General features: G+C 71.3%; 15 protein-coding genes. 12 read left to right on the plus strand and 3 right to left on the minus strand.

Going from position 1 to position 22,558, the window contains the following annotated elements:
• Nucleotides 1-42 precede the first annotated feature (42 nt).
• The 10 genes from AB0H86_RS16960 to moeZ all read left to right on the plus strand — a co-directional run bounded on the left by AB0H86_RS16960 (nucleotide 43) and on the right by moeZ (nucleotide 12,152).
• A complete protein-coding gene (locus tag AB0H86_RS16960) occupies nucleotides 43-135 on the plus strand; it encodes an Ms4533A family Cys-rich leader peptide (RefSeq protein WP_362438194.1) in 93 nt (30 codons plus the stop codon).
• A gap of 163 nt (nucleotides 136-298) precedes the next feature.
• Nucleotides 299-2,017 carry an ABC transporter substrate-binding protein gene (locus AB0H86_RS16965; protein ID WP_362438197.1) on the plus strand — a complete coding sequence of 573 codons (1,719 nt, stop codon included), beginning with the start codon at nucleotides 299-301 and terminating at the stop codon, nucleotides 2,015-2,017.
• A 4-nt stretch (nucleotides 2,018-2,021) separates the two neighbouring features.
• Complete coding sequence (locus AB0H86_RS16970; protein ID WP_362438200.1) at nucleotides 2,022-3,032, plus strand: ABC transporter permease; 1,011 nt, start codon at nucleotides 2,022-2,024, stop codon at nucleotides 3,030-3,032.
• Nucleotides 3,029-4,027 (plus strand): ABC transporter permease, encoded by a 999-nt coding sequence (locus AB0H86_RS16975; protein WP_362438203.1) that lies wholly within the window; start codon nucleotides 3,029-3,031, stop codon nucleotides 4,025-4,027. Before AB0H86_RS16970 ends, AB0H86_RS16975 begins: the two co-directional genes overlap by 4 nt.
• The gene (locus tag AB0H86_RS16980) at nucleotides 4,024-5,679 is read left to right on the plus strand and encodes an ABC transporter ATP-binding protein (RefSeq protein ID WP_362438206.1); all 1,656 of its coding nucleotides are present in this window, start codon (nucleotides 4,024-4,026) and stop codon (nucleotides 5,677-5,679) included. Before AB0H86_RS16975 ends, AB0H86_RS16980 begins: the two co-directional genes overlap by 4 nt.
• A 234-nt stretch (nucleotides 5,680-5,913) precedes the next feature.
• Complete coding sequence (locus AB0H86_RS16985) at nucleotides 5,914-7,614, plus strand: DUF3492 domain-containing protein (protein ID WP_362438209.1); 1,701 nt, start codon at nucleotides 5,914-5,916, stop codon at nucleotides 7,612-7,614.
• On the plus strand, nucleotides 7,614-8,948 hold the full coding sequence (locus AB0H86_RS16990) for a hypothetical protein (protein ID WP_362438212.1): 1,335 nt from the start codon (nucleotides 7,614-7,616) through the stop codon (nucleotides 8,946-8,948). The genes AB0H86_RS16985 and AB0H86_RS16990 overlap by 1 nt, the downstream gene beginning before the upstream one ends.
• Nucleotides 8,949-9,207: 259 nt before the next feature.
• A complete protein-coding gene (locus AB0H86_RS16995) occupies nucleotides 9,208-10,170 on the plus strand; it encodes an NAD-dependent epimerase/dehydratase family protein (protein ID WP_362438215.1) in 963 nt (320 codons plus the stop codon).
• Nucleotides 10,158-10,910, plus strand: coding sequence for a spherulation-specific family 4 protein (locus AB0H86_RS17000; RefSeq protein ID WP_362438218.1), 753 nt, complete (start codon nucleotides 10,158-10,160; stop codon nucleotides 10,908-10,910). The genes AB0H86_RS16995 and AB0H86_RS17000 overlap by 13 nt, the downstream gene beginning before the upstream one ends.
• A 63-nt stretch (nucleotides 10,911-10,973) precedes the next feature.
• Nucleotides 10,974-12,152: an adenylyltransferase/sulfurtransferase MoeZ gene (moeZ, locus tag AB0H86_RS17005; protein ID WP_362438221.1), complete on the plus strand. Its 1,179-nt coding sequence runs from the start codon at nucleotides 10,974-10,976 to the stop codon at nucleotides 12,150-12,152.
• A gap of 71 nt (nucleotides 12,153-12,223) precedes the next feature.
• On the opposite strand, the gene AB0H86_RS17010 is transcribed toward moeZ, so the two are convergent.
• The 3 genes from AB0H86_RS17010 to AB0H86_RS17020 all read right to left on the minus strand — a co-directional run bounded on the left by AB0H86_RS17010 (nucleotide 12,224) and on the right by AB0H86_RS17020 (nucleotide 18,264).
• Nucleotides 12,224-13,768 (minus strand): alpha/beta hydrolase, encoded by a 1,545-nt coding sequence (locus tag AB0H86_RS17010; protein WP_362438224.1) that lies wholly within the window; start codon nucleotides 13,766-13,768, stop codon nucleotides 12,224-12,226.
• Nucleotides 13,769-13,908: 140 nt separating this feature from the next.
• Nucleotides 13,909-15,453: an alpha/beta hydrolase gene (locus tag AB0H86_RS17015; protein WP_362438227.1), complete on the minus strand. Its 1,545-nt coding sequence runs from the start codon at nucleotides 15,451-15,453 to the stop codon at nucleotides 13,909-13,911.
• 69 nt (nucleotides 15,454-15,522) lie between these two features.
• Complete coding sequence (locus tag AB0H86_RS17020) at nucleotides 15,523-18,264, minus strand: lysylphosphatidylglycerol synthase transmembrane domain-containing protein (RefSeq protein WP_362438230.1); 2,742 nt, start codon at nucleotides 18,262-18,264, stop codon at nucleotides 15,523-15,525.
• Between the two features lie 186 nt (nucleotides 18,265-18,450).
• Between AB0H86_RS17020 and AB0H86_RS17025 the strand changes: the two genes are divergently transcribed.
• Both AB0H86_RS17025 and AB0H86_RS17030 read left to right on the plus strand, forming a co-directional pair.
• On the plus strand, nucleotides 18,451-18,837 hold the full coding sequence (locus tag AB0H86_RS17025; protein WP_362438233.1) for an MGMT family protein: 387 nt from the start codon (nucleotides 18,451-18,453) through the stop codon (nucleotides 18,835-18,837).
• A 276-nt stretch (nucleotides 18,838-19,113) separates the two neighbouring features.
• Nucleotides 19,114-22,470, plus strand: a complete 3,357-nt coding sequence (locus tag AB0H86_RS17030) for an ATP-dependent DNA helicase (RefSeq protein ID WP_362438236.1) — start codon at nucleotides 19,114-19,116, stop codon at nucleotides 22,468-22,470.
• The last annotated feature ends 88 nt before the right edge of the window (nucleotides 22,471-22,558 follow it).

A 22,558-nucleotide genomic window follows, 5' to 3' on the forward strand; every position in this document is an offset into this window, starting at 1 on the left:
GTCACGTTGACATGCGCAGAAAAGTCGTACATATTTCTGCGCATGTCGCATCGTCACGTGTCCGCCCGCGTCGCCATAGAGCTGGCGCTGATCGGCGTGACCCCGCTCTGCGTGGCCGACATTCTCTGTCGCTGACACCCGCCCCAGGCGTGCGCGTCGCGAACTCTCCTTCCTGCCGTGGCTTTGTCACGGTTTCTTCGACGGCCTGACGCCGGGGCAGACGTCTGTTCACTTCTGTCTCACTCCTCGTCAATCCGTCTCGAAATCCGAGACTCGTCCTTTCGAGAGGTCGTCTCCGATGCGTCCACCGTCCCCCACAGCGCGCCGTGTGGCCGCGGTATCCGTAAGCCTGGTTATGGCAGCGGGCGCCGCCGCCTGCGGGCCCGAGGACAACGATGCCAAGGCGTCCGGCGGGGACTCCGCGCCCCACAAGGGCGGCACGCTCACGGTCCTGAACTCCAACCCGCAGCAGGACTTCGACCCGGCCCGCCTGTACACCTCCGGCGGCGGCAACGTCCCGTCCCTGGTGTTCCGTACGCTCACCACCCGCAACCGCGAGAACGGCGCGGCCGGCGCCGAGGTCGTCCCGGACCTCGCCACCGACACCGGGCGCCCCAACAAGGACGCGACCGTATGGACGTACACCTTGAAGAAGGGGCTGACGTACGAGGACGGCACTGCCATCACCTCGGCCGACATCAAGTACGGCATCGAGCGCTCCTTCGCCCCCGAACTCTCCGGTGGCGCCCCCTACCTGAGGGACTGGCTGGTCGGCGCGGCCGACTACCAGGGCCCCTACAAGGACAAGAGGGGGCTCTCGGCGATCGAGACGCCGGATGAGCGGACCATCGTCTTCCATCTGAACAAGCCCGAGGGCGAGTTCCCCTACCTGGCCACACAGACGCAGTTCACGCCCGTGCCGAAGAGCAAGGACACGGGAACGAAGTACGAGGAGCACCCGATCTCGTCCGGCCCGTACAAGGTCGTCACGAACCAGAACGACGGCGAGCACGTCGTCCTGGCGCGCAACACGCAGTGGTCCGCCTCGACGGACGCCGAGCGCAAGGCGTACCCGGACAAGATCGACGTACGGTCCGGGCTGGACTCGTCCGTGATCAACCAGCGGTTGTCGTCGTCCCAGGGGGCGGACGCGGCCGCGGTGACCACGGACACCAACCTCGGCCCGGCCGAACTCGCGAAGGTGACGGGTGACAAGAAGCTGGCGGCGCGCGTCGGCACTGGCCACTTCGGCTACACGAACTACATCGCGTTCAACCCGAACGTGAAGCCGTTCGACAACGTCAAGGTGCGGCAGGCGATCTCGTACGCCATCGACCGCTCGTCCGTGATCAACGCGGCCGGCGGTTCCGCGCTGGCCGAGCCCGCCACCACCTTCCTGCCGGACCAGAAGTCCTTCGGTTACATGCCCTACGACCTGTTCCCGGCGGGGAAGACCGGCGACGCGGCGAAGGCGAAGGGGTTGCTGAAGGAGGCCGGTCACCCGAACGGGCTCACCGTCACCCTGACCCACTCCAACAGCAAGGACTTCGAGACCAGCCCCGAGATCGCGACCGCGGTCCAGGACGCGCTGAAGAACGCCGGCATCACCGTCAAGCTGCAGGGCCTGGAGGAGAACGACTACTCCGACAAGATCCACAACGTGAAGACCGAGCCGGGCTTCTTCCTCGCCCACTGGGGTGCGGACTGGCCCTCGGGCGGTCCCTTCCTCGCCCCGATCTTCGACGGTCGGCAGATCGTCAGGGACGGCTCCAACTTCAACGCGGGCTTCCTCGACGACAAGTCGGTCAACGCCGAGATCGACGCGATCAACAAGTTGACCGATCTCGACGCTGCCGCCAAGCGGTGGGGCGCACTGGACAAGAAGATCGGCGAACAGGCGCTGACCGTGCCGCTGTTCCACCCCGTGTACAAGCGGCTGTACGGCGAGAACGTCAAGAACATCGTGATCAGCGACTGGACCGGTGTTCTGGACATCTCGCAGGTCGCGGTCAAGTAGCGCCATGAGTGAGGCACTTGTCGCCTCCCGGGCCCCCGGGACGGTCATCGTCGTCCCGGGGGCCTCCGGGGCTCGTCAGTTCTGGCGGCGGCTGCGCGCGCAGCGAGCCGCCCTCGTCGCGGCGGTCGTCGTCGCGCTGCTCGTCCTGGTCGCGCTCGCCGCGCCGCTGCTCACGGCGATCGAGGGTCAGGACCCGACCACCTACCACCCGTCCTTGGTGGATTCGGCGCGCGGCGGCGTGCCCGTCGGATCCTTCGGGGGCATAGGCGCCGACCACTGGCTCGGCATCGAACCGCAGACCGGCCGCGACCTGTTCGCGCGCCTGATCTACGGCGCGCGGGTCTCCCTGGGGGTCGCGCTCGCGGCGACCCTGGTGCAGGTCGCCATCGGTGTCCTCGTGGGTGTCGCCGCCGCGCTCGGGAACCGATGGGTTGATCAACTGTTGAGCCGGATCACCGACATCATCGTCGCCCTGCCCTTGATGATCATGGCCTTGGCGCTGCTCGCGATCGTCCCGTCGAGCTTCCCGCGACCCGTACTGGTCGCCCTCGTCATCGGCCTGGTCGCCTGGGGCAACACCGCGAAGATCGTGCGCGCGCAGACGCTCACCCTCAAGGAACTCGACTACGTCTCCGCGGCCCGGCTCAGCGGCTGGGGCACCTGGCGGATCGCCCGGCGTGAACTGCTGCCGGGCCTTGCCGCGCCGGTCATCACGTACGCCGCGCTCCTCGTGCCGATCAACATCACCGTCGAGGCGTCACTGTCCTTCCTCGGCGTCGGTGTGAAGCCGCCGACGCCGTCCTGGGGGCAGATGCTCACCGCCGCCGACGTCTGGTACCAGGCCGCCCCGCAGTACCTGCTGCTGCCCGCGGGCGCCCTCTTCGTGACCGTCCTCGCGCTGACCGTCCTCGGTGACGGTGTCCGCACCGCCCTGGACCCCCGCGCGGCCTCGCGCCTGCGGGTCGGCGCGGGCCGCAAGCAGGAGGCCAAGGCGGACCAGGGAGGCGCACAGTGAACGGCTTCGGCGGTTTCCTCCTGCGCCGGGTCCTCGGCGCCGTCGTCACCCTGTTCGCCATCTCGGTGATCATCTACGTCGTCTTCTACGTCACCCCCGGCAACGTCGCCCAGATCACCTGCGGCCCGCGCTGCTCGCCCGCCCAGGTGCAGCAGGTGGCGGAGCAACTGCATCTCAGCGACCCGCTGTACGTGCGCTACTGGCACTTCCTGCAGGGCATCGTCGTCGGCCAGGACTACTCCACGGGCACCTCGGTCCAGCACTGCTCGGCGCCCTGCCTCGGGCTGTCGTACCAGAGCGACCAGCAGGTCACCCGGCTCATCCTGGCGAAGCTGCCGGTCAGCCTGTCGCTCGTGTTCGGCGCCATGGTGCTGTGGCTGATCCTCGGCGTCGGCACCGGCGTGCTGTCGGCGTGGCGGCGGGGCCGGCTGTCCGAGCGGTTGCTGACCGGCGTCACGCTCGTGGGCGTGGCCACGCCCGTGTTCGTCATCGGCCTGGTCCTGATGATCGTCGTCTGCGGCGAACTGGAGCTGCTGCCCTTCCCGCAGTACGTCGCCTTCACCGACGACCCCGAACAATGGGCGTGGAACCTGCTGCTGCCCTGGCTCTCGCTCGCCCTCATCGAGGCCGCCGCGTTCGCCCGGCTGACCAGGGCGTCGATGCTGGAGACGCTGGCCGAGGACCACATCCGCACCTTCCGGGCGTACGGCGTCGGCGAGCGGTCGATCATCGGGCGGCACGCGCTGCGCGGGGCGTTCGCCCCCGTCATCGCGCTGAACGCCAACAACTTCGGTAGCGCGGTCGGCGGCGCGGTGCTCACCGAGACGCTGTTCGGCCTGCCCGGTATCGGACAGGAAATGGTCCATGCCGTCAAGGTGGTCGACCTGCCGGTGGTCGTCGGCATGGTCCTGGTCATCGGCTTCTTCGTGGTCGTCGCCAACGCCGTCGCGGACGTGCTGTACGCGGTGGCCGACCGACGGGTGGTACTGACGTGAGCGACTCCCAGAAGGCTCCTTCCCGCAGCCTCGTCGATGTGCGGGACCTGTCCGTCGAGTTCGGCGAGCTGCGTGCCGTCGACGGGCTCTCCTTCCGGCTGGAGCGGGGCGCCGCCCTCGCCCTGGTCGGTGAGTCCGGCTCCGGCAAGTCCACGGTCGCCTCGGCCCTGCTGGGCCTGCACCGCGGCACCGGCGCGCGCGTCGGCGGCTCGGTCACGGTCGCCGGTGTCGACGTACGGCAGGCCTCGGACGACGCGTTGCGGCGGCTGCGGGGCGCGAAGGCCGCGATGGTCTTCCAGGACCCGCTGTCGTCCCTCGACCCGTACTACGCGATCGGGGACCAGATCGCCGAGGTGTACCGCGTGCACACACGGGCGTCGCGCCGGGCGGCACGCGCGCGTGCGGTGGACGTACTGCACCGGGTGGGAATCCCGGACGCGGCGAGGCGGTCCCGTTCCCGTCCGCACGAGTTCAGCGGCGGCATGCGACAGCGTGCCCTCATCGCCATGGCGCTGGCCTGCGAACCCGAGCTGCTGATCGCCGACGAGCCGACGACCGCGCTCGACGTCACCGTGCAGGCCCAGATCCTCGACCTGCTGCACACGCTGCGCGAGGAGACCGGCATGGGGCTGCTGCTCGTCACGCACGACGTGGGCGTCGCCGCCGAGAGCGTCGACGAGGTCCTCGTGATGCGGCACGGGCGGGTCGTCGAGCACGGGCCTGTCGGAGCCGTGCTGAGGGAGCCCGCGCGGACGTACACCCGCGAACTGCTGGCCGCGGTCCCGCGCGTGGACGCGCCCCGCGCACCCTCCCTCACGTCCGGCGAGGTCGTTCTGGAGGCGACTGGCCTGCGGCGCGAATTCGGGCGCGGGAAGCGGGCGTTCGCCGCCGTGGACGACGTGTCCGTGACGGTCCGCCGCGGCGAGACCCTCGGCATCGTGGGCGAGAGCGGCAGCGGCAAGACGACCCTGGGCCGGATGCTCGTCGGGCTCCTGGAACCGACCGCGGGGGAGGTGCGGTACGAGGGGCACGCGCGCGTGGGAGTGCGTCCCTCCGTACAGATGGTCTTCCAGGACCCGGTCTCCTCCCTCAACCCGCGCCGCAGCGTGGGCGAGTCGATCGCCGACCCCTTGCGGGCACGCGGACGGGGGGTCCCGCCGCTCGAGCGAAGCCGGGAGCGGGGGAGCGACGAGGGGCGCATCCGGGGGCGTGTGACGGAACTGCTGGAGCGCGTGGGGCTCGAAGCCGCGCACTACGACCGCTACCCGCACGAGTTCAGCGGCGGACAGCGCCAGCGCGTGGGCATCGCGCGGGCGCTCGCGGCCGACCCGCGCGTCATCGTCTGCGACGAGCCCGTATCCGCGCTGGACGTCACCACCCAGGCGCAGGTGGTCGCCCTGCTCGGCGAGTTGCAGCGGGAACTCGGGCTGGCCCTCGTGTTCGTCGCGCACGACCTCGCCGTGGTGCGTCAGGTCAGCGACCGGATCGCGGTGATGCGTCGCGGCCGGCTCGTCGAGTCCGGTCCGTCCGACGAGGTGTACGACAACCCGCAGGACCCGTACACCAAGCAGCTCCTGGCCGCCGTGCCCGCACTCGACCCGGAGGTCGCGGCGCGGCGCAGGGCGACCCGGCGCGAGCCGGCCGTGACGTGACGTGACGTGACGTGACGTGACTTGAGGTGACCGATCGCCTGTGACGATACGTACGTGAATGATCTCCTAGCGCGACCGAACGTGACCCGCACGGGAAAGTTACGACCGTTCACCCCTTTTGGTGGCGCGACGGACAACCGTCCGTCGCGCCACCGCCTTGTCCGCATACGTTCGTCCCGCTGCGAGCCGCCGGGCCAACGGCGGCTCTCCATACGGGAGATCGGGGGTGCGCTCGTGCGCATCGGACTGCTTACGGAGGGTGGCTATCCGTATGTGAGCGGTGACGCCAGGCTCTGGTGCGACCGGCTCGTGCGCGGGCTTGAGCAGCACGAGTTCGACATCTACGCGCTCAGTGGCAGCGAAAGCCAGGAGGACGAGGGCTGGGGCCCGCTGCCGCCGCAGGTCAGCAGGGTGCGTACGGCACCGCTGTGGACCGCGGAGGACGACGGGGTGGTGTACGGACGGCGCGCACGCCGGCGGTTCGCCGAGTGCTACGGCGAATTGGCGACCTCGTTGTGTCACGGGGGCCCGCCAGAGGCTTCCGGGGGGCCGCCCGCCACGGAGGCGGACCGTTTCGCCAGCGCACTGTACGGGCTCGCCGAACTCGCCCGCGACGAAGGCGGCCTGGCGGGAGCGCTCCGTTCCGAGGCTGCCATACGCGCCCTCGAACGCGCCTGTCGTGCGCCCGGCGCCCCTGGCGCGGCGCGGGAGGCGCGCGTCCCCGAACTGCTCGCGGTCGCCGGGCATCTGGAGCGCGCCCTGCGCCCCCTTTCGCTCGACTGGTACGAGGACGAAGGTCTCGGCTCCGTCGACCTGTGCCACGCGGCCTCCGGCGGCCTCGCGGCCCTGCCCGGGCTGCTCGCGCGCCACTTCGCCGGTGTGCCCCTGCTGGTGACCGAGTACGGAGTGCGGCTGCGCACCCACTATCTGACCGCGACGCAGGCCGCGCCCGCCGTACGGGCCCTGCTCGCCGCGTTCCACGGCAGGCTCGCCGCCGAGACCTACGGGCGGGCCGCGATCGTCACGTCCGGCAACGCGCACGCCCGCCGCTGGCAGGAGCGCTGCGGCGCGGACCACGCCACGCTCCGCACGGTCCACCCGGGCATGGACGCCTCGGCCTTCACGGAGGTCGGAGAGTCGCCGGAGTGCGCGGACCCCGACACCCTCGTCTGGGTGGGCCGGGTGGAACCGGCCAAGGACCTGGTGTCGCTGCTGCACGCCTTCGCCGAGATCCGCAAGGAGGAGCCCAAGACCCGGCTGCGGATCGTCGGCGCACCCGCGGGCCCCGAGGGTGCCGCCTATCTCGGGCACTGCAAGGCGCTGGCCGCGCAGCTCTTCCCGGATGAGGCCGAAGGGCCGCACGCCGTCGGCGAGAACCCGGTGTCCTTCGAGGAGCGAGGCGGACCGGAACTGCCGACCCTCGCCGACGCGTACGCCGCGGGCGCCGTGACCGTCCTGTCCAGTGTGGTCGAGGGTTTCCCCATCGGCCTGATCGAGGCCATGTTCTGCGGTCGCGCGACGGTCTCCACCGATGTCGGCGCGGTCGTGGAGGTCATCGGCGGTACCGGCCTGGTCGTGCCCCCGCGCAATCCGCGGGCGCTCGCCGATGCGTGCCTGGCGTTGTTGCGCGACCCCGAGCGCCGTGCGCGGCTGGGCGCTGCCGCACGCGCTCGTGCACTCGAACTCTTCACTGCCGAGCAGAACATCACGGCATTTCACGGCATTTACCTGGATATTGTCTCGCGCAACCCGGTCCGACGGGTCGTCCTCGACGGCACCGGGGAGCCCCTGCCGTTCGCCGCGCCCGCCGAGTCCCACGTACCCGGGAGCTGGACCGAGCGCGGCGTGCGTGTCGTGGCTCGCGGCGGACCCGGCTGGGCGGCGGGGCCACCGGTAGGGGCCACGGCACCGATCGCCGCGGCGGAGGGAGCGTGATGAGCGGACTGGGCGAGCTGGACCGCCCCGGGGGTCCTGGTGGCGCCGGGCGGTGGGACCCACGGTCGCAGGAGTGGCTCACGGCGGAGACGGACTCGGGGGAGCCGGCCGAGCCGGCCATACACGAGTCGGCGGACACCGACGCCGGGGCCGACGCCGAGTCTGACGCCGGGGCCGGGGCCAACGGCGACACCGGGGCCAACGGCGACACCGTGGGTGGCGAGGCACGCCCGACCGTCCCCACCGCCCGCCGCACCGGCGCGGACCCGGTGAAAGCCCTGATGCACCGTCACCGCGAACTGTGCGAACGTGCCGTGGACCCCTTGGAGATCGCGGCGGGCCTGGAGGCCCACGGCGTCACGGACCGCACCGCGGCCCGCTTCCGCCACCGTGACGTCTTCTCCCTCGCCGAGGAGATGTACGCCCGCTTTCCCCGCGACGGCGAAACGCCCCCGAACTCCACCCCGCGGGAGGCCCAGCGGGCCGGCGTCGGCCGGGTCCTGCTCAGCCTGCTGCCCGGCGCCCTGTGCACGGGCACGGTGGTCGGCCTGCACCTCACCCACGGACAGGTCCGCCTGACCGTCGCCGCCGTGGGCGTTCTCGCCGTGGCCCTCGGCGTGCGCGCGGTGCTCGGCCACGACCCGCGCGGCAGGACCCGCACTCACCCGAACGTCATCGGCACCTGGACGTACTGGCTCCTGGCCTACGCCCTCCTCGGCGACGGACTGCTCGGCGCGGCCCTGGCCGGCGGCCCCGACGGCCTCCCCGACGGCACCGTCGACGCCCCCTGGCCCCTCACCGCGGCCCCCGCCCTGGCCCTCGCCTGGGCCTGCGCACCCGCCGCCTGGAGCTCCCGGCTGTTCGCCGTCCGCGCCGGCCGCAGACTGACCGCCAGCCGAGGCCTGGAGGACTTCGCCGCCTCCGTACGCCCGCTCCTGCTGGGCACGTTCGTCCTGTTCCTCGTCGCTCTCACCGCCCTCCTGGCCGCATCCGGCCCGGCCCTCGACGAATCGCCCCCCTACGCCCAGACCCTCACCCTGGGCGCCCTCCTGTTCCTCGCCCGCCTCCTCGCCGTCCACGGCCTCACCCACGCTCCGAAGGCCGTCCTCGCGGTCACGGCTACCTCTCAGGCGGTGGCCCTGGCCACCGTCTTCGCGGCCCGCCTCCCCGGCTGGGACCTCCTGGCCGCTCCCGTCCAGACGATCAGCGACGCCTGGGGCCCGGGCGGCATCCCGACCCTCACCTGCGGTCTGGGTGCCCTGACCCTTCTGGCCCACGCGATGCGCACGCTGACCCGAGCCTCGGCTCACGCCCGCCCCGGTGAGCAGCCATGACCGCCGTATCGCAAGGCACCGCCTGCGGGCTGCCGCCGCCCCGCACTCCCGCCCGGGAGAACCCGCACCAGCGCTCACACACACAGCACGCCACAGGAACCCCCGGCCCGGCGCCACAAGCACCCGCGACCGCGCCCGAGTGCGCTCGCCGCCGCAGGCACCCGCCCCCGGAACCGCAGGTACCCGCACCACCTCTTCCCGAAGGAGACCCCCAAATGATCACCTCCCGACCCGACGCCTCGGCCCCGGGAGCAGCCCGATGAGAGTCCTGCTGATCGGAGCCAACGGTTACCTCGGCCGCTTCGTCGCCGACCGCCTGCTCGCCGACCCGGCCGTCCAGCTCACCGCCCTCGGACGTGGTGACGACGCCGACGTCCGCTTCGACCTCGCGTCCGGCAGTCCCGGCGCCCTCACCCGATTCCTCGACGCGGTTCACCCGGGGGTCGTCATCAACTGCGCCGGTGCCACCCGGGGCGGCGCGCGCGACCTCACCCGCCACAACACCGTCGCCGTCGCCACCGTCTGCGAGGCGCTGCGGCGCAGCGGCTGTGGCGCCCGTCTCGTGCAGATCGGCTGCGGCGCCGAGTACGGCCCCAGCCAGCCCGGTTCGTCCACGGCCGAGGACGCCGTCCCGCGCCCCGGCGGGCCGTACGGCGTCAGCAAGCTCGCCGCCACCGAACTCGTCCTCGGCTCGGGCCTGGACGCCGTGGTCCTGCGTGTGTTCTCCCCGGCCGGCCCCGGTACTCCCGCCGGCTCCCCGCTCGGCCGCCTCGCCGAGGCCATGCGACGCGCCATGCAGTCCGGCGACGGCGAGCTCAAACTCGGTGGCCTGGGCGCCCAGCGGGACTTCGTCGACGTACGCGACGTCGCCCGCGCCGTGCACGCCGCCTCGCTCTCCGCGGCACAGGGCGTCATCAACATCGGCTCCGGCCGCGCCGTCCGGCTCCGTGACGCCGCCGCGATCCTCGCGCGCGTCGCCGGATACGGCGGCTCCCTCCACGAACTCGACGGCCCTCCCGGCACCCACCTCAGGCCGACCATCGGACACCCCCGCACCGAGTCGGACCACGCGGCCCCGGTCGCGTACCCGTACCCGGACGGCTGCGGCAACTGGCAGCAGGCCGACGTGCGCACCGCACGCGATCGGCTCGGCTGGCGTCCGCGGATCAACCTGGAGGAATCCCTGGCCGACATCTGGATGGAGGCGGCATGTCGCATCTGACCAGCGCCACCTCCAGCACGGCCGGCACCGACCTGCGCACCGGCGTGGGCATCCCGGGCTTCGCCCACCCCCTTGTCGCCCCGGCCGAATGGGCCGAACTCGCCCGCCCCGGCGCCCCGCTGCACTGGGTCGTCCTGAACATCACGGGCAACGGCCCCGGCACTCGCCCCGACCAGCACTGCCTGGAGGCGGTCGGTCGTCTGCGCAACGCGGGAATCCGGGTCCTCGGCCACCTCGACGCCACGTACGGGGCCCGTGCCTTCGGGGAGATGATCTCCGACGCGCATCGCTATATCGACTGGTACCGGGTCGACGGCTTCCTGCTGGGCCGCTGCCCGACCGAACGTGAGGCTCTTCCCGAGGTCCGTCGGACGGTCACCACGCTCCGCGCGATCCGTGACGACGCCCACATCGTCCTCGGCCACGGCACCCACCCGTACCCCGGTTACGCCGAGCACGCCGACCAACTGGTCACGTTCTCCGGCCCGTGGAGCGACTACCGCTGGTCGCAGGTCGCCGAGTGGACCGCCGACCACTCGCCCGAGCGCTTCTGCCACTTCGTGCACGGTGTCCCTCGCGGCCATCTCGACGAGGCGCTGCGCATCGCCCGCTGGCAGGGCGCGGCGACCATCTACTTCACGGACCGCACCGATCGCTTCGGCCGCAGTGACCCCTGGGAGACCATGCCCGGCTACTGGGACGACGTCGTCTCGCGGATCGGAACGGGTGTCTCGGAATGAAGAAGCCCATGGCAGTGTTACGGGGAGAACAACTGTAGTGATTGACCGACCAACGGAGTCCCCGTGTCGCTGCCACCCCTGGTCGAGCCCGCTTCCGAGCTCACCGTAGACGAGGTCCGCAGGTACTCCCGCCACCTGATCATCCCCGACGTAGGGATGGACGGGCAGAAGCGGCTGAAGAACGCCAAGGTGCTCTGTGTGGGCGCCGGCGGCCTGGGCTCGCCGGCGCTGATGTACCTGGCCGCCGCAGGCGTGGGCACGCTCGGCATCGTGGAGTTCGACGAGGTCGACGAGTCGAACCTGCAGCGCCAGATCATCCACAGCCAGGCCGACATCGGCCGCTCCAAGGCCGAGTCCGCGCGCGACTCCGTCCTCGGCATCAACCCCTACGTGAACGTGGTCCTTCACGAAGAGCGGCTTGAGGCCGAGAACGTGATGGACATCTTCAGCCAGTACGACCTGATCGTCGACGGCACGGACAACTTCGCGACCCGCTACCTGGTCAACGACGCCTGTGTGCTGCTCAACAAGCCGTACGTGTGGGGCTCGATCTACCGCTTCGACGGCCAGGCCTCCGTCTTCTGGTCCGAGCACGGCCCCTGCTACCGCTGCCTCTACCCCGAGCCCCCGCCGCCGGGCATGGTCCCCTCCTGCGCCGAGGGCGGCGTCCTGGGCGTGCTCTGCGCGTCCATCGGCTCCATCCAGGTCAACGAGGCCATCAAGCTCCTCGCCGGCATCGGCGAACCGCTGGTCGGCCGCCTGATGATCTACGACGCCCTGGAGATGCAGTACCGCCAGGTCAAGGTCCGTAAGGACCCGGACTGCGCGGTGTGCGGCGAGAACCCGACCGTCACCGAACTCATCGACTACGAGGCCTTCTGCGGCGTCGTCTCCGAGGAGGCCCAGGAGGCGGCCGCCGGCTCGACGATCACTCCCAAGCAGCTCAAGGAGTGGATCGACGACGGCGAGAACATCGAGATCATCGACGTCCGCGAGATCAACGAGTACGAGATCGTCTCCATCCCCGGCGCCAAGCTGATCCCGAAGAACGAGTTCCTCATGGGCACCGCCCTGGAGACCCTCCCGCAGGACAAGAAGATCGTCCTGCACTGCAAGACGGGTGTCCGCAGTGCGGAGGTCCTCGCGGTCCTGAAGTCCGCGGGCTTCTCCGACGCCGTACACGTCGGCGGCGGCGTGATCGGCTGGGTCCACCAGATCGAGCCGGACAAGCCGGTGTACTGAGCTTCGGCTCGTCCCGGTCGGATGGCGGCGGGGGCTTCGGGTGCCGCGAGTGCCCGGAGCCCCCGCCGCCGTCATGAACAGACCTTGCCGTCCCTCGGTACGGTGCCGTCCAGCAGATACGCGTTCACCGCGGAGTCCACGCAGTCGCTCCCGCTGCCGTAGGACCCGTGGCCCTCGCCCTTCCAGGTGAGCACCACGCCCACGCCCTTGCCCAGTTCGGCGGCCATCTTCCCGGTGCCCTCGTACGGTGTCGCCGGGTCGCCGGTGTTGCCGACCACCAGGATCGGTGCCGCACCGCGCGCGCTCACCTCCGGCGTTTCGAACTGCCCGGCCACCGGCCAGTCGTGGCACCAGCCGGTCGTGTCCCAGCCCAGGAAGGGCCCGAAAACGGGAGAGATCCTCTCGAACTCCGGCAGCAGCTTCCGCGTCTCGTCGACTGTCAGCCGCTGCTTGTCGTCCAAGCACGATATGACTCGTTGCGAATGGGCCCCCGTGCCGTAACGGCCGGACGGGTCACGCTCGTTGTATTCGTCGGCGAGCGCCAAGAGCTCCGAACCGTCTCCCCGCCGTGCCGTGTCAAGCGCGCTGGTCAGGGTCGGCCAGCTGTCCTCGCTGTACAGCGGCAGAATGATGCCGATGTAGGCGAGCGCCTGTGTCAGCTTGCGCCCCGTCGACGTCGGCAGCGGGTTCGCGTCGAGCCGCTTCAACAGGTCCGCGATCCTCCGCGAGCCCTGGCCGGGGTCCTGGTCGGTGGACTTGAGGTAGGCGTTCAGTGCCCGTTGGAAGCCGCGGGCCTGGTTCTTCCTGTGGCCCACCATGTCGGCGCTCGGGTCGGCGACGGCATCGAGGACCAGTCGGCCCACCTTCTGCGGGAAGAGGTGCGCGTACACCCCGCCGAGTGCGGTGCCGTAGGAGATGCCGAAGTAGTGCGTCTTCCTGTCGCCGAGGACCTGCCTCATCAGGTCCATGTCGCGGGCGGTGTCGGTGGTCGAGACGTGGGCCATCAGCGCGTCGGCGTCGTTCTCGCAGCCTTTCCCGAAGGCGGTGGAGTCCTGGAGGTACGCCTTCTCCTCGGCGGGGGTGTCCGGGGTGATGTCCACTGACTCGGCCGCCTGGATCTGCTGGTCGTCCCGGCAACGGACACCCTCGCTGGCCGCCACCCCGCGCGGATCCCAGCTGACCAGGTCGTAACGCTCTCGGAGAGGGGAGACGGCGGCGGCGTACGCCGGCATCGTGGACACGCCGGAGCTGCCGGGGCCGCCGAAGTTGAACAGCAGCGAGCCGATGCGGTTCTCACCGCGGGCCTTGGTGCGGATGAGTGCGAGCCCGATCGTGTCGCCGTCCGGCTTCGACCAGTCCAGCGGCGCCTTGAGCGTCGCGCACTGCCAGTCGCTGCCCGGCGGGGAGGAGTCCGCGGTGGCCTTGCAGCGTCCCCAGTCGAGTCTCTGCGAGGTCAGTGTGGAGGGCAGCGGGCCGGACGAGGCGGACGGGCCGGCTGTCGGCTGCGCTTGGTCGGTCTTCCCGCCGTCCCTGCCGTTCCCCGATGAACCGCCGCACCCCGTCACCAGCAGTGCGGCAGCGGCGCCCAGGGCCGTCCACCGTGCGAAACTCCTCATCGCGGTCCCCCCTCGCAGGCCTTCCGCTCTGTGCCGCGAATGGCTGTCCCGCCATGGTAGGCGGATCACGAGAGGACCGCCGGGGCCTGTGGATAACGTTCTGACCTGCGAGTTCTCTCCGAATTCGGCTGTCCAGTGCGTCAGGAGCAGACGGTTCCCGACGCCGGCACCTTCCCGTCCAGCAGGTAGCCGTTCACCGCGTCCTGCACGCACTTGTTCCCGCTGTCGTACGAGCCGTGTCCCTGCCCCTTGTACGTCAGCTCGACGCCGACGCCCTTGCCGAGGGCCGTCACCATCTTCCGCGCACCTTCGTACGGCGTGGCCGGGTCGCCCGTGTTGCCCACGACGAGGATCGGCGCGGACCCGGGCGCGCTCACGTCGGGATGGTCGGCGGCGCCCGGCACGGCCCAGTCGGTGCAGCTGACCATGCCCCAGGCGAGGAAGTCGCCGAACAGCGCCGAGGCGGCCCGGAACTCGGGCAGCTTCTGCTCGACGTAGTCCGTGGTGTAGCGCGCTTTGTCGTCCGCGCAGTTGATGGAGATGTTGGCGGCGACGAGGTTGCTGTACTCGCCGTTCTGGCTGCGGCCGTTCATCGAGTCGGACAGCGCCATCAGGGTTCCGCCGTTCCCGTCGTACGCCTGTTCAAGCCCTTCGGTGAGGTACTCCCAGAAATCCTTCGAGTACAACGCCTGCGCGATGCCGTTCGTCGCGTCCGTCTGGGTCAGTTCACGCGGGGGGATGCCGGGGATCGGCTTCCTGTCGAGGTTCTTGAGCAGCTGGGCGATGCGGTCCTTGACGTTCTGTGCGCTGTCGCCGATCGGGCAGTCCTCGATCTTCGACGTGCAGTCCTCGGCGAAGTTGTCGAGGGCGAGCTGGAAGCCCTTGGCCTGCCCGAGCGAGCCCTGTTCGGAGCTCTGGGTGGGGTCGACGACCGCGTCGAACACCGCACGGCCGACGTTCCTGGGGAACAGGTGCGCGTAGACGCCGCCGAGTTCGGTGCCGTACGAGATGCCGAAGTAGTACAGCTTGTCGTCGCCGAGGACCTGCCGCATGAGGTTCATGTCGCGGGCCGCGTCGGTGGTGCGCACATGCGGCAGCACCTTCTTGGAGTTCCCCTCGCAGGCCGCGTTGAACTCCTTGGTGTTGTCCAGCAGCTCGGTGCGCTCGGCGGCGTCGTCGGGGGTGGCGTCCTGCTGGAAGTACGCGTCGAGCTGGGCGTCGTTCTCGCACTCCACGGGGGCACTGCGGCCGACGCCGCGCGGGTCGAAGCTCACCAGGTCGTAGCGGGTGCGCAGCCTCGTGTAGTCCTCGCCGAAGGCGGGCAGGGTGGTCACGCCCGAGCCGCCGGGGCCGCCGAAATTGAAGATGAGCGAGCCGATCCGCTCGCCCGCGGAGCCGCTCGCCTTCGCCCGGATCAGCGCGAGGTCGATCGTGTCGCCCTTGGGCTTGTCCCAGTCGAGGGGGGCCTTGAGGGTGGCGCACTGCCATGGGTCGCCGTCCGGCAGGGGGGACGGGGCGTCACCGCCACCCTCCGCCGCGGACGGCGGCGGGCAGTCCTCCCAGCTCAGCTTCTGCGCCCAGACGTCCTCGTCCTGGGAGTCGTCGCCGCAGCCGGCCAGCACGGAGGCCAGCAGCAGGGCTGTGGCGGTCAGGACGGTGGCGCGCATCCGGGAGGCGGTGGGCATGGTCCCATTTTGGCGTCGTCGCCGGGCGAACGCTCGGGGCACGGGCCGTAAGAGGTATCGCGGTGCTCCCTACAGCGAGCCCTTGCGTGTCAGATGGTTGAAGGCGAGCCAGCCCGGCAGCACCGGCAGCCACAGGGTCAACAGCCGGAACAGCAGTACCGCCGGCGCGGCGACCTCCTTGGGGAGACCGATGGCGATCAGACCGACCGTCAGGGTCGCCTCCACCGCACCCACACCGCCCGGGGTCGGCGCGGCGGATCCCAGCGCGTTGCCCGCGAGGAAGACGACGGCGACGCTGGCGATGCTCAGCGAGGTCGTCTGGTCGCCGAACGCGCGGATCGAGGCGTCCAGGCACATCACGAAGCAGGCCGTCAGCAGCAGCATGCCGCCGATGCCGGTGATCAGCTTCTGCGGCCGCTGGAGCACGTCGAGCATGCGCGGCACCACACCCGCGAACAGTGACCTCACGCGCGTGGCGACGAACTTCCGCAGGAACGGAACCGAGGTCACGACCAGCACGAGCACCGCGACCGTCAGCAGACCCGCGATGACCGTACGGGACGGTGACAGCGACGGCGTCTTCTCGGTGCCGGTCAGATAGCCGAAGGACAGCAGCATCAGGATGTGGCAGCCGAGCCCGAAAAGCTGCGACGCGCCGACACTCGCCACCGCGAGCCCCGGACGCACTCCCGCGCGCTGCAGGAAGCGCGTGTTCAGGGCGACACCGCCCACTGCGGCAGGCGCGACGATCTTCACGAACGACCCCGCGACCTGCGCCGCGACGGTCCGCATGAACGGCACCCGCTCCGGCACGAAGCCCAGCAGGGCCATCGCCGCAGCGAAGTAGCTCGCCGCGGAGAACAGTACGGCCGCGGCGACCCAGCCCCACTCGGCGTTGGCCACCAGCGGGCCGAGCTCGATGTGGGTGAGCTGCGTCAGCAGGAAGTACGCGCCGATGGCGCCGGCGATGAAACTGATCAGGGTGCGCGGTCGCACCCGCTCCAGTCGGGCCGGTTCGACCGGTGCCTGCGGCCGGATCAGCAGTACCTGGTGGCGGATCTGGGTGAGCAGATCCTCCTCCCGTGCCTCTTCCACGGCCTCGTCGATGGCCCGTTTCTCGGCCCTGGCCTCCGCACGCACGGCCTTCTTGTCGGGCTTCTCCAGCACGGGTGTGGTGTCGTCCGTCGTTGACTCCAGACGGGCCTGCTTGGCATGCCGGGACGCGTCGAGGACCGCCTCGCGTTCGCGTTCGGCCCGCTCCCGGGCCATTCTTCGCAGCGTCGCGCGCGTGGAGCGGCTCAGTGCGATGGGCTGCAGCATCGGCAGACAGTCGGCCACGGCGTCGGGCCCGAGCACACTCAGCGCCGCGGCCACCGCGCGCTCGGCGCCGACCCGCAGGCCGAGCGTCACCAGCAGCTGGGAGACGTCCATACGCAGCAGCAGCTCGCCCGCCGCGATCTCGCCGACGCGCAGGTCCGTAAGGATCACCGTGCCGGAACGATCCACCAGGATCGCGTCACCCACCAGCCTGCGGTGTGCGATGCGCCGGGACTGCAGCGCCTGCACCTGGAGCCAGGTGTCGCGTAGCAGGTCGTCGGTGATCTCCTCGTCCGCAAGCGAGTCGAGGGTGCGCCCGCCGGTGTGCTCGTAGACGAGTATCACGGCGTCGGGGCCGAGCTCGGAGGTGGCGATCAGCTTGGGCGCGTTGGCCCCGGCCGCGATGGCCGCGTACGCGAGCAACGCCTCCTGCTCCAGTGCCTGCCGCAGCGACGGCAGGCTGCTGCGGGTGGCGAAGCCGCGCAGTGTCAGGTTGCGCCAGGCGCGGTAGAAGAAGCCCTGGGCCTGCTGTTCCCGGTCGACCACCGTCACGTCCAGCGGTGGACCGTCCTCAAGGGTGACGAAGTAGCGCCGCCCCCGGTCGCCGGCCTCCACGGTGTCCGAGGACTCCTCGCGGGCCGCGCTCACCGGGTGGAAGCCGACGGTCCTGAGACCCGCCATCAGGGTCCGTCCCGTCGGGCGGACGTTGGGGGAGCCGACCGCGTACAGCGTTCCGTAGGCCACGGTCCAGCCGATCAGCACCGTCAGGATGATCGAGAACGGTGTGGTGTAGCCGGTGACGAGCATCGAGAACGCGTCGAGCATCAGCACGATCCACAGCACGGCCCGCCAGCGCGGTCTGCGCGACATGCCGACCGCCGTCATGTAGGCGATGACGGGGGCCAGATAGCCGTGCACCGGGTCGGTGAGGGCGTGGATGTCGCCGGGGGAGGGCTGGGTGAGCGCTTCCTGGATGGAGTCGGGGGCGGCTTTGGCGACCCACAGGTCCGTGGCGAGGGTCACCCCGTGTGCCAGGACCGCCGCGAGCACGCCGTCGGCGATCCGCAGCCCGTCGCGCTTGATCAGCCGCTCGATCGCGAACGCGACCGGCACCAGGAGGATCGCGATGCTGGAGGCGAGTCCCGCGATCTTGATGAGCAGGTCGGGCGCCTGTCCGGTGCCCTTGTTGATGTCCTGTTCGAGACCCGAGGTGGTGCCGTGCGCGAACGCGGCGATCGCCAGCAGCAGGACGACGGCCAGCACGCCGATCAGGAGCCGCATGAGGTCGGAGGGTCGGTGCACGCGCGCGGGGAGCAGCGGTTCGTCGCCCTCGACCTCGTCGGCGCGCACTTCGTCCGGCTCCTCGACGTCGGGCTCGGACTCCCCGGCCGCCTTCTTTCCGGTGTTCTTCGTGGCCGCCTCGCCGGTGTCCGGGCGCGACGAGGCGTCAGAGGTGCTCTCCGCGCCGTCGGGATGCACGCCCTGCTGCTTCATCGCCTCTTCTTGGTCTCGTATCACCAGTCACCGCCTGCACGATGGTGGCATGCCCCACCGACAGTCAGGGGCGTCAGGGTGCACATGCGGGGGCGCACAGTCTGCCCGAAGGACTGCCCCGGAGCGAGGGATACGCACGGTCACGAGGCCGTCACATTGTCGGTGGGGTGGGGCAATATGGGGTGGATGAGCGAGGAGAGCCTTCCGCCCGACATCCGCGCGGAACACGCGGACGCGCTGCCGGAGTACGCCGAGCGGGTCCTCGACGTCGCCGAACGGATCCCGCCCGGGCATGTGATGACCTACGGCGACGTCGCCGAGTGGCTGGAGGTGGGCGGCCCCCGCCAGGTCGGCCGCGTCATGTCCCTCTACGGAGGAGCCGTTCCCTGGTGGCGTGTGGTCCGCGCGGACGGTGTCCTGCTCCCGGGTCACGAAGTGGAGGCGCTCGGCCGGTATCGCGAGGAGGGCACCCCCCTGAAGCAGGCGAGCCAAGCCGCCGAGGGCCATCTGCCGCGGGTCGACATGAGACAGGCGCGATGGGACGGCGGTGAACGCGCGGAGGGTCACACCTGACAGCTTCCGCCATCGGACCGGCCCAGGGGCACCCCGAGGTCCGTACGGGGGAAAAGGGGCACGTGCGTGGCATGCCGTACGTTCGTGGGGCGAGGGGCGTACGTGTCGCGAGTTCCCCGAGGGGAGAAGGGGAGGCCCTGCTTCCGCACCGCTCGTCGGCGTAGCGTCGGCTGCGCGCGCACCCCTCACCCCTAGGCCTACCGCCCGCCGCGGGCCTACCGACCGCCGCGCGCGGCGGTCTTTCCCACAGCACACCCACCAGGACCGGCGAACCACGTGAGCTCCTCTTCCTCCACCAGGCGCCTGTCGCACACCCAGGTGCGACAGGGGAACCGTGGTGCTTACCGACTGGTCCGTACCCCGCCGGCCCGGGTCGATCCCCCTCGTCTTGACGCCGCACAGCGCTCCGTGGTTGACCATCGGACCGGCCCGCTTCTCGTCCTCGCAGGTCCGGGCACCGGCAAGACCACCACGCTCGTCGAGTCGGTGGCGGCGCGGATCGCCCGGGGAGGGGACCCCGCCCGCGTCCTGGTGCTGACGTTCAGTCGTAAGGCGGCCGTCGAACTGCGCGACCGCATGGCGCTGCGCATCGGGGCCGCCCGCGCGCCCCAGGCGACCACGTTCCACTCGTTCTGCTACGCCCTGGTCCGTGCCCACCAGGATACCGACCTGTTCGTCGAGCCCCTGCGGCTTCTGTCCGGCCCCGAGCAGGACGTCGCCGTCCGGGAACTGCTGGCCGGCCAGCCCGACCTGGAGCGGCTCGGCCTCGCGCACGTGCGCTGGCCGGACGAACTGCGCGCCTGTCTGACCACCCGAGGCTTCGCCGACGAGGTCCGCGCTGTCCTCGCCCGCAGCCGCGAACTGGGCCTGGACCCCGGTGCTCTGGACGCCTTCGCCCGCCGTATCGGCCGCCCCGACTGGAGCGCCGCGGCCGCCTTCCTCGCCGAGTACCTCGACGTGCTCGACCTCCAGGGGGTGCTCGACTACGCCGAACTGGTCCACCGCGCGGTCCTTCTCGCCCGCCGCCCCGAGGTCGCCGTACGGCTCGCCGCACAGTACGACGCCGTCTTCGTCGACGAGTACCAGGACACCGACCCGGCGCAGGTACGGCTGCTGCACGCCCTCGCCGGCGGCGGCCGCACCCTGGTCGCCTTCGGCGACCCCGACCAGTCGATCTACGCCTTCAGGGGCGCGGACGTGAACGGCATCCTGGAGTTCCCCCGGGACTTCCCGCGCGCGGACGGCCGCCCCGCGCCGGTGGAAGTGCTGCGCACCTCCCGCCGCTCGGGCGCAGACCTGCTGACCGCGACCCGGCGGCTGACGCAGCGCATGCCGCTGACCCGGCTTCCGGCCGACAAGGTGCGCGCCCACAGGGAGCTCACTCCGGTACGGGAAGGCGGCAGCGTCGAGGTCCACACGTACCCGACGCCCGGCACGGAGCTGGACAACGTCGCCGACATCCTCCGGAGGGCACACTTGGAGGACGAGGTCCCGTGGAGCGAGATGGCCGTCCTGGTGCGCGCCGGAGCCCGCAACCTCCCCACGGTCCGCCGCGCCCTTACCGCGGCCGGCGTTCCCCTGGACATCGACGGTGACGACCTTCCGCTGCGGCACGAACCGGCGGTGGCACCACTGCTGACGGCACTGCGGGCGGTGGCCACAGTGGAGGCGGCGGAGACGGTGGCCACGGAGGAGGCCACGGTGGAGAGCAGCGGGGCGCCGCCTTCCGCCGAACCGGCGGCGGACGACTGCTGGCTCGCCACCGAGACCGCCCTGACGCTGCTCGCATCCCCTCTCGCGAGCATGGACGCCGCCGATCTGCGCCGCCTAGGGCGCGCCCTGCGCGACGAGGAGCGGGCCGCGGGAAACGCCCTGCCGCCGCCCTCGGACGAACTGCTCGCGCGGGCACTGGCCGAACCGGAGCGACTGGCCGTGCACGACCCCGCGTACGCGCGCGGTGCCCAGCGGCTCGGCGCGCTGCTGAGGAAGGCACGCGAGCGCCTCGCGGGTGGCGGTACGGCCGAGGAGGCGCTGTGGGACCTGTGGGAGGGCACGCCGTGGCCCACCCGCCTGGAGCGGACCGCCCGCCGCGGCGGCGCCGCCGGACGCAACGCCGACCGGGACCTGGACGCCGTGTGCGCGCTGTTCGCGACCGCGGCCCGCGCGGAGGAACGCACCGGCGGCCGGGGAGCCCTGAACTTCCTCGAGGAGATCGACGCCGAGGACATCGCCGCCGACACCCTCACGCGGCGTGCCGTACGCCCCGATGCCGTCCGCCTGATGACCGCGCACCGCTCCAAGGGCCTGGAGTGGCGCCTGGTGGTCGTCGCGGGCGTCCAGGAGGGCCTGTGGCCGGACCTGCGCCGCCGCGGCTCCCTCCTGGAGGCCGACCGCATCGGCCGCGACGGCCTCGCCGAACCACTCACCCCGGGAGCACTGCTCGCCGAGGAGCGACGCCTGTTCTACGTGGCCGCCACGCGCGCGCGTGAGTGTCTCGTCGTCACCGCGGTGAAGGCGCCCGCGGACGACGGCGACCAGCCCTCCCGCTTCCTGGCCGAACTCGGCGTCGAACCCAAGGACGTCACGGGTCGCCCGCGTCGCCCGCTGTCCGTCGCCGCGCTCGTCGCCGAACTGCGCGCCACCACGGTCGACCCGCGGGTGACCGACACCCTCAGGGAGGCCGCCGCCCGCCGACTGGCCCGGCTCGCCGCGCTGTCCGACGAGGACGGCCGCCCGTTGGTGCCGTCCGCCCATCCCTACCGCTGGTGGGGCATGTTCGAGCCGACCGAGAGCAAGGTGCCGCTGCGCAACCGCGACCAACCCGTGGTGCTCTCCGGCAGCGCCCTGGACCAGCTCGCCAACACCTGTGCCCTGCAGTGGTTCCTGGGCCGCGAGGTGAAGGCCGACGCGCCCGCGACGGTCGCCCAGGGTTTCGGCAACGTGGTGCACGTCCTCGCCGACGAGGTCGCCTCCGGGCGCACCCCTGCCGACCTCTCCGTCCTCATGGAGCGCCTCGACTCCGTGTGGAACGCGCTCGCCTTCGACGCGCCGTGGAAGTCGGCCCAGGAGAAGGGCAACGCGCGCGTGGCGCTCGAACGCTTCCTGCAATGGCACGTCATGGACCGCACCGGGCGGACGCCGGTGGCGAGCGAGCACGACTTCGACGTCACCCTCGAAGCGGGCGACTACGAGGTCCGTATCCGCGGCCAGCTGGACCGCGTGGAGGCCGACGGCGACGGCCGCGCCTACGTCGTCGACTTCAAGACCGGCAAGCACACGCCCAGCGCCAAGGAAGTGGAGCGCCACCCCCAGCTCGCCGTCTACCAACTCGCCGTCCGCGAGGGCGCCGTGGACGAGGCCTTCAACGGCCTGCGCCCCGAATCGGGCGGCGCCGAACTCGTCCAGCTGCGCCAGGCCGCCGCCAAACGGGACGGCGGAGAAGCCCTGCCCAAGGTGCAGGCCCAGGAACCCCTCGAAGGGGCGGCGGGGGAGTGGGTCGGCGACCTGCTGGCCACGGCAGCCGGCAAGGTCCTCGACGAACGGTTCACGCCGAGCGCGGGCCAGCACTGCACACACTGCGCGTTCCGGGCATCGTGCAGCGCGCGGCCCGAGGGACGCCACGTGGTCGAGTGACGCGGGTGCGGGCACGAGTTGATTGTGATCGACCGCACCACACGTGCTGACCTGGGCCTCTGCCGCCCCGGACGGAGATCTGGTCTCC

It is taken from the genome of Streptomyces sp. NPDC050997 (assembly GCF_040660135.1).
In the GTDB taxonomy this organism is placed as follows: domain Bacteria; phylum Actinomycetota; class Actinomycetes; order Streptomycetales; family Streptomycetaceae; genus Streptomyces.

What these genes read in the sequence shown, in the direction of transcription:
- AB0H86_RS16960 (WP_362438194.1), top strand. Translation starts at nt 43, where the DNA reads ATGTCGCATCGTCACGTGTCCGCCCGCGTCGCCATAGAGCTGGCGCTG.
- AB0H86_RS16965 (WP_362438197.1), top strand. Translation starts at nt 299, where the DNA reads ATGCGTCCACCGTCCCCCACAGCGCGCCGTGTGGCCGCGGTATCCGTA.
- AB0H86_RS16970 (WP_362438200.1), top strand. Translation starts at nt 2,022, where the DNA reads ATGAGTGAGGCACTTGTCGCCTCCCGGGCCCCCGGGACGGTCATCGTC.
- AB0H86_RS16990 (WP_362438212.1), top strand. Translation starts at nt 7,614, where the DNA reads ATGAGCGGACTGGGCGAGCTGGACCGCCCCGGGGGTCCTGGTGGCGCC.
- AB0H86_RS16995 (WP_362438215.1), top strand. Translation starts at nt 9,208, where the DNA reads ATGAGAGTCCTGCTGATCGGAGCCAACGGTTACCTCGGCCGCTTCGTC.
- AB0H86_RS17000 (WP_362438218.1), top strand. Translation starts at nt 10,158, where the DNA reads ATGTCGCATCTGACCAGCGCCACCTCCAGCACGGCCGGCACCGACCTG.
- AB0H86_RS17010 (WP_362438224.1), bottom strand. Translation starts at nt 13,768, where the DNA reads ATGAGGAGTTTCGCACGGTGGACGGCCCTGGGCGCCGCTGCCGCACTG.
- AB0H86_RS17015 (WP_362438227.1), bottom strand. Translation starts at nt 15,453, where the DNA reads ATGCCCACCGCCTCCCGGATGCGCGCCACCGTCCTGACCGCCACAGCC.
- AB0H86_RS17020 (WP_362438230.1), bottom strand. Translation starts at nt 18,264, where the DNA reads ATGAAGCAGCAGGGCGTGCATCCCGACGGCGCGGAGAGCACCTCTGAC.
- AB0H86_RS17025 (WP_362438233.1), top strand. Translation starts at nt 18,451, where the DNA reads ATGAGCGAGGAGAGCCTTCCGCCCGACATCCGCGCGGAACACGCGGAC.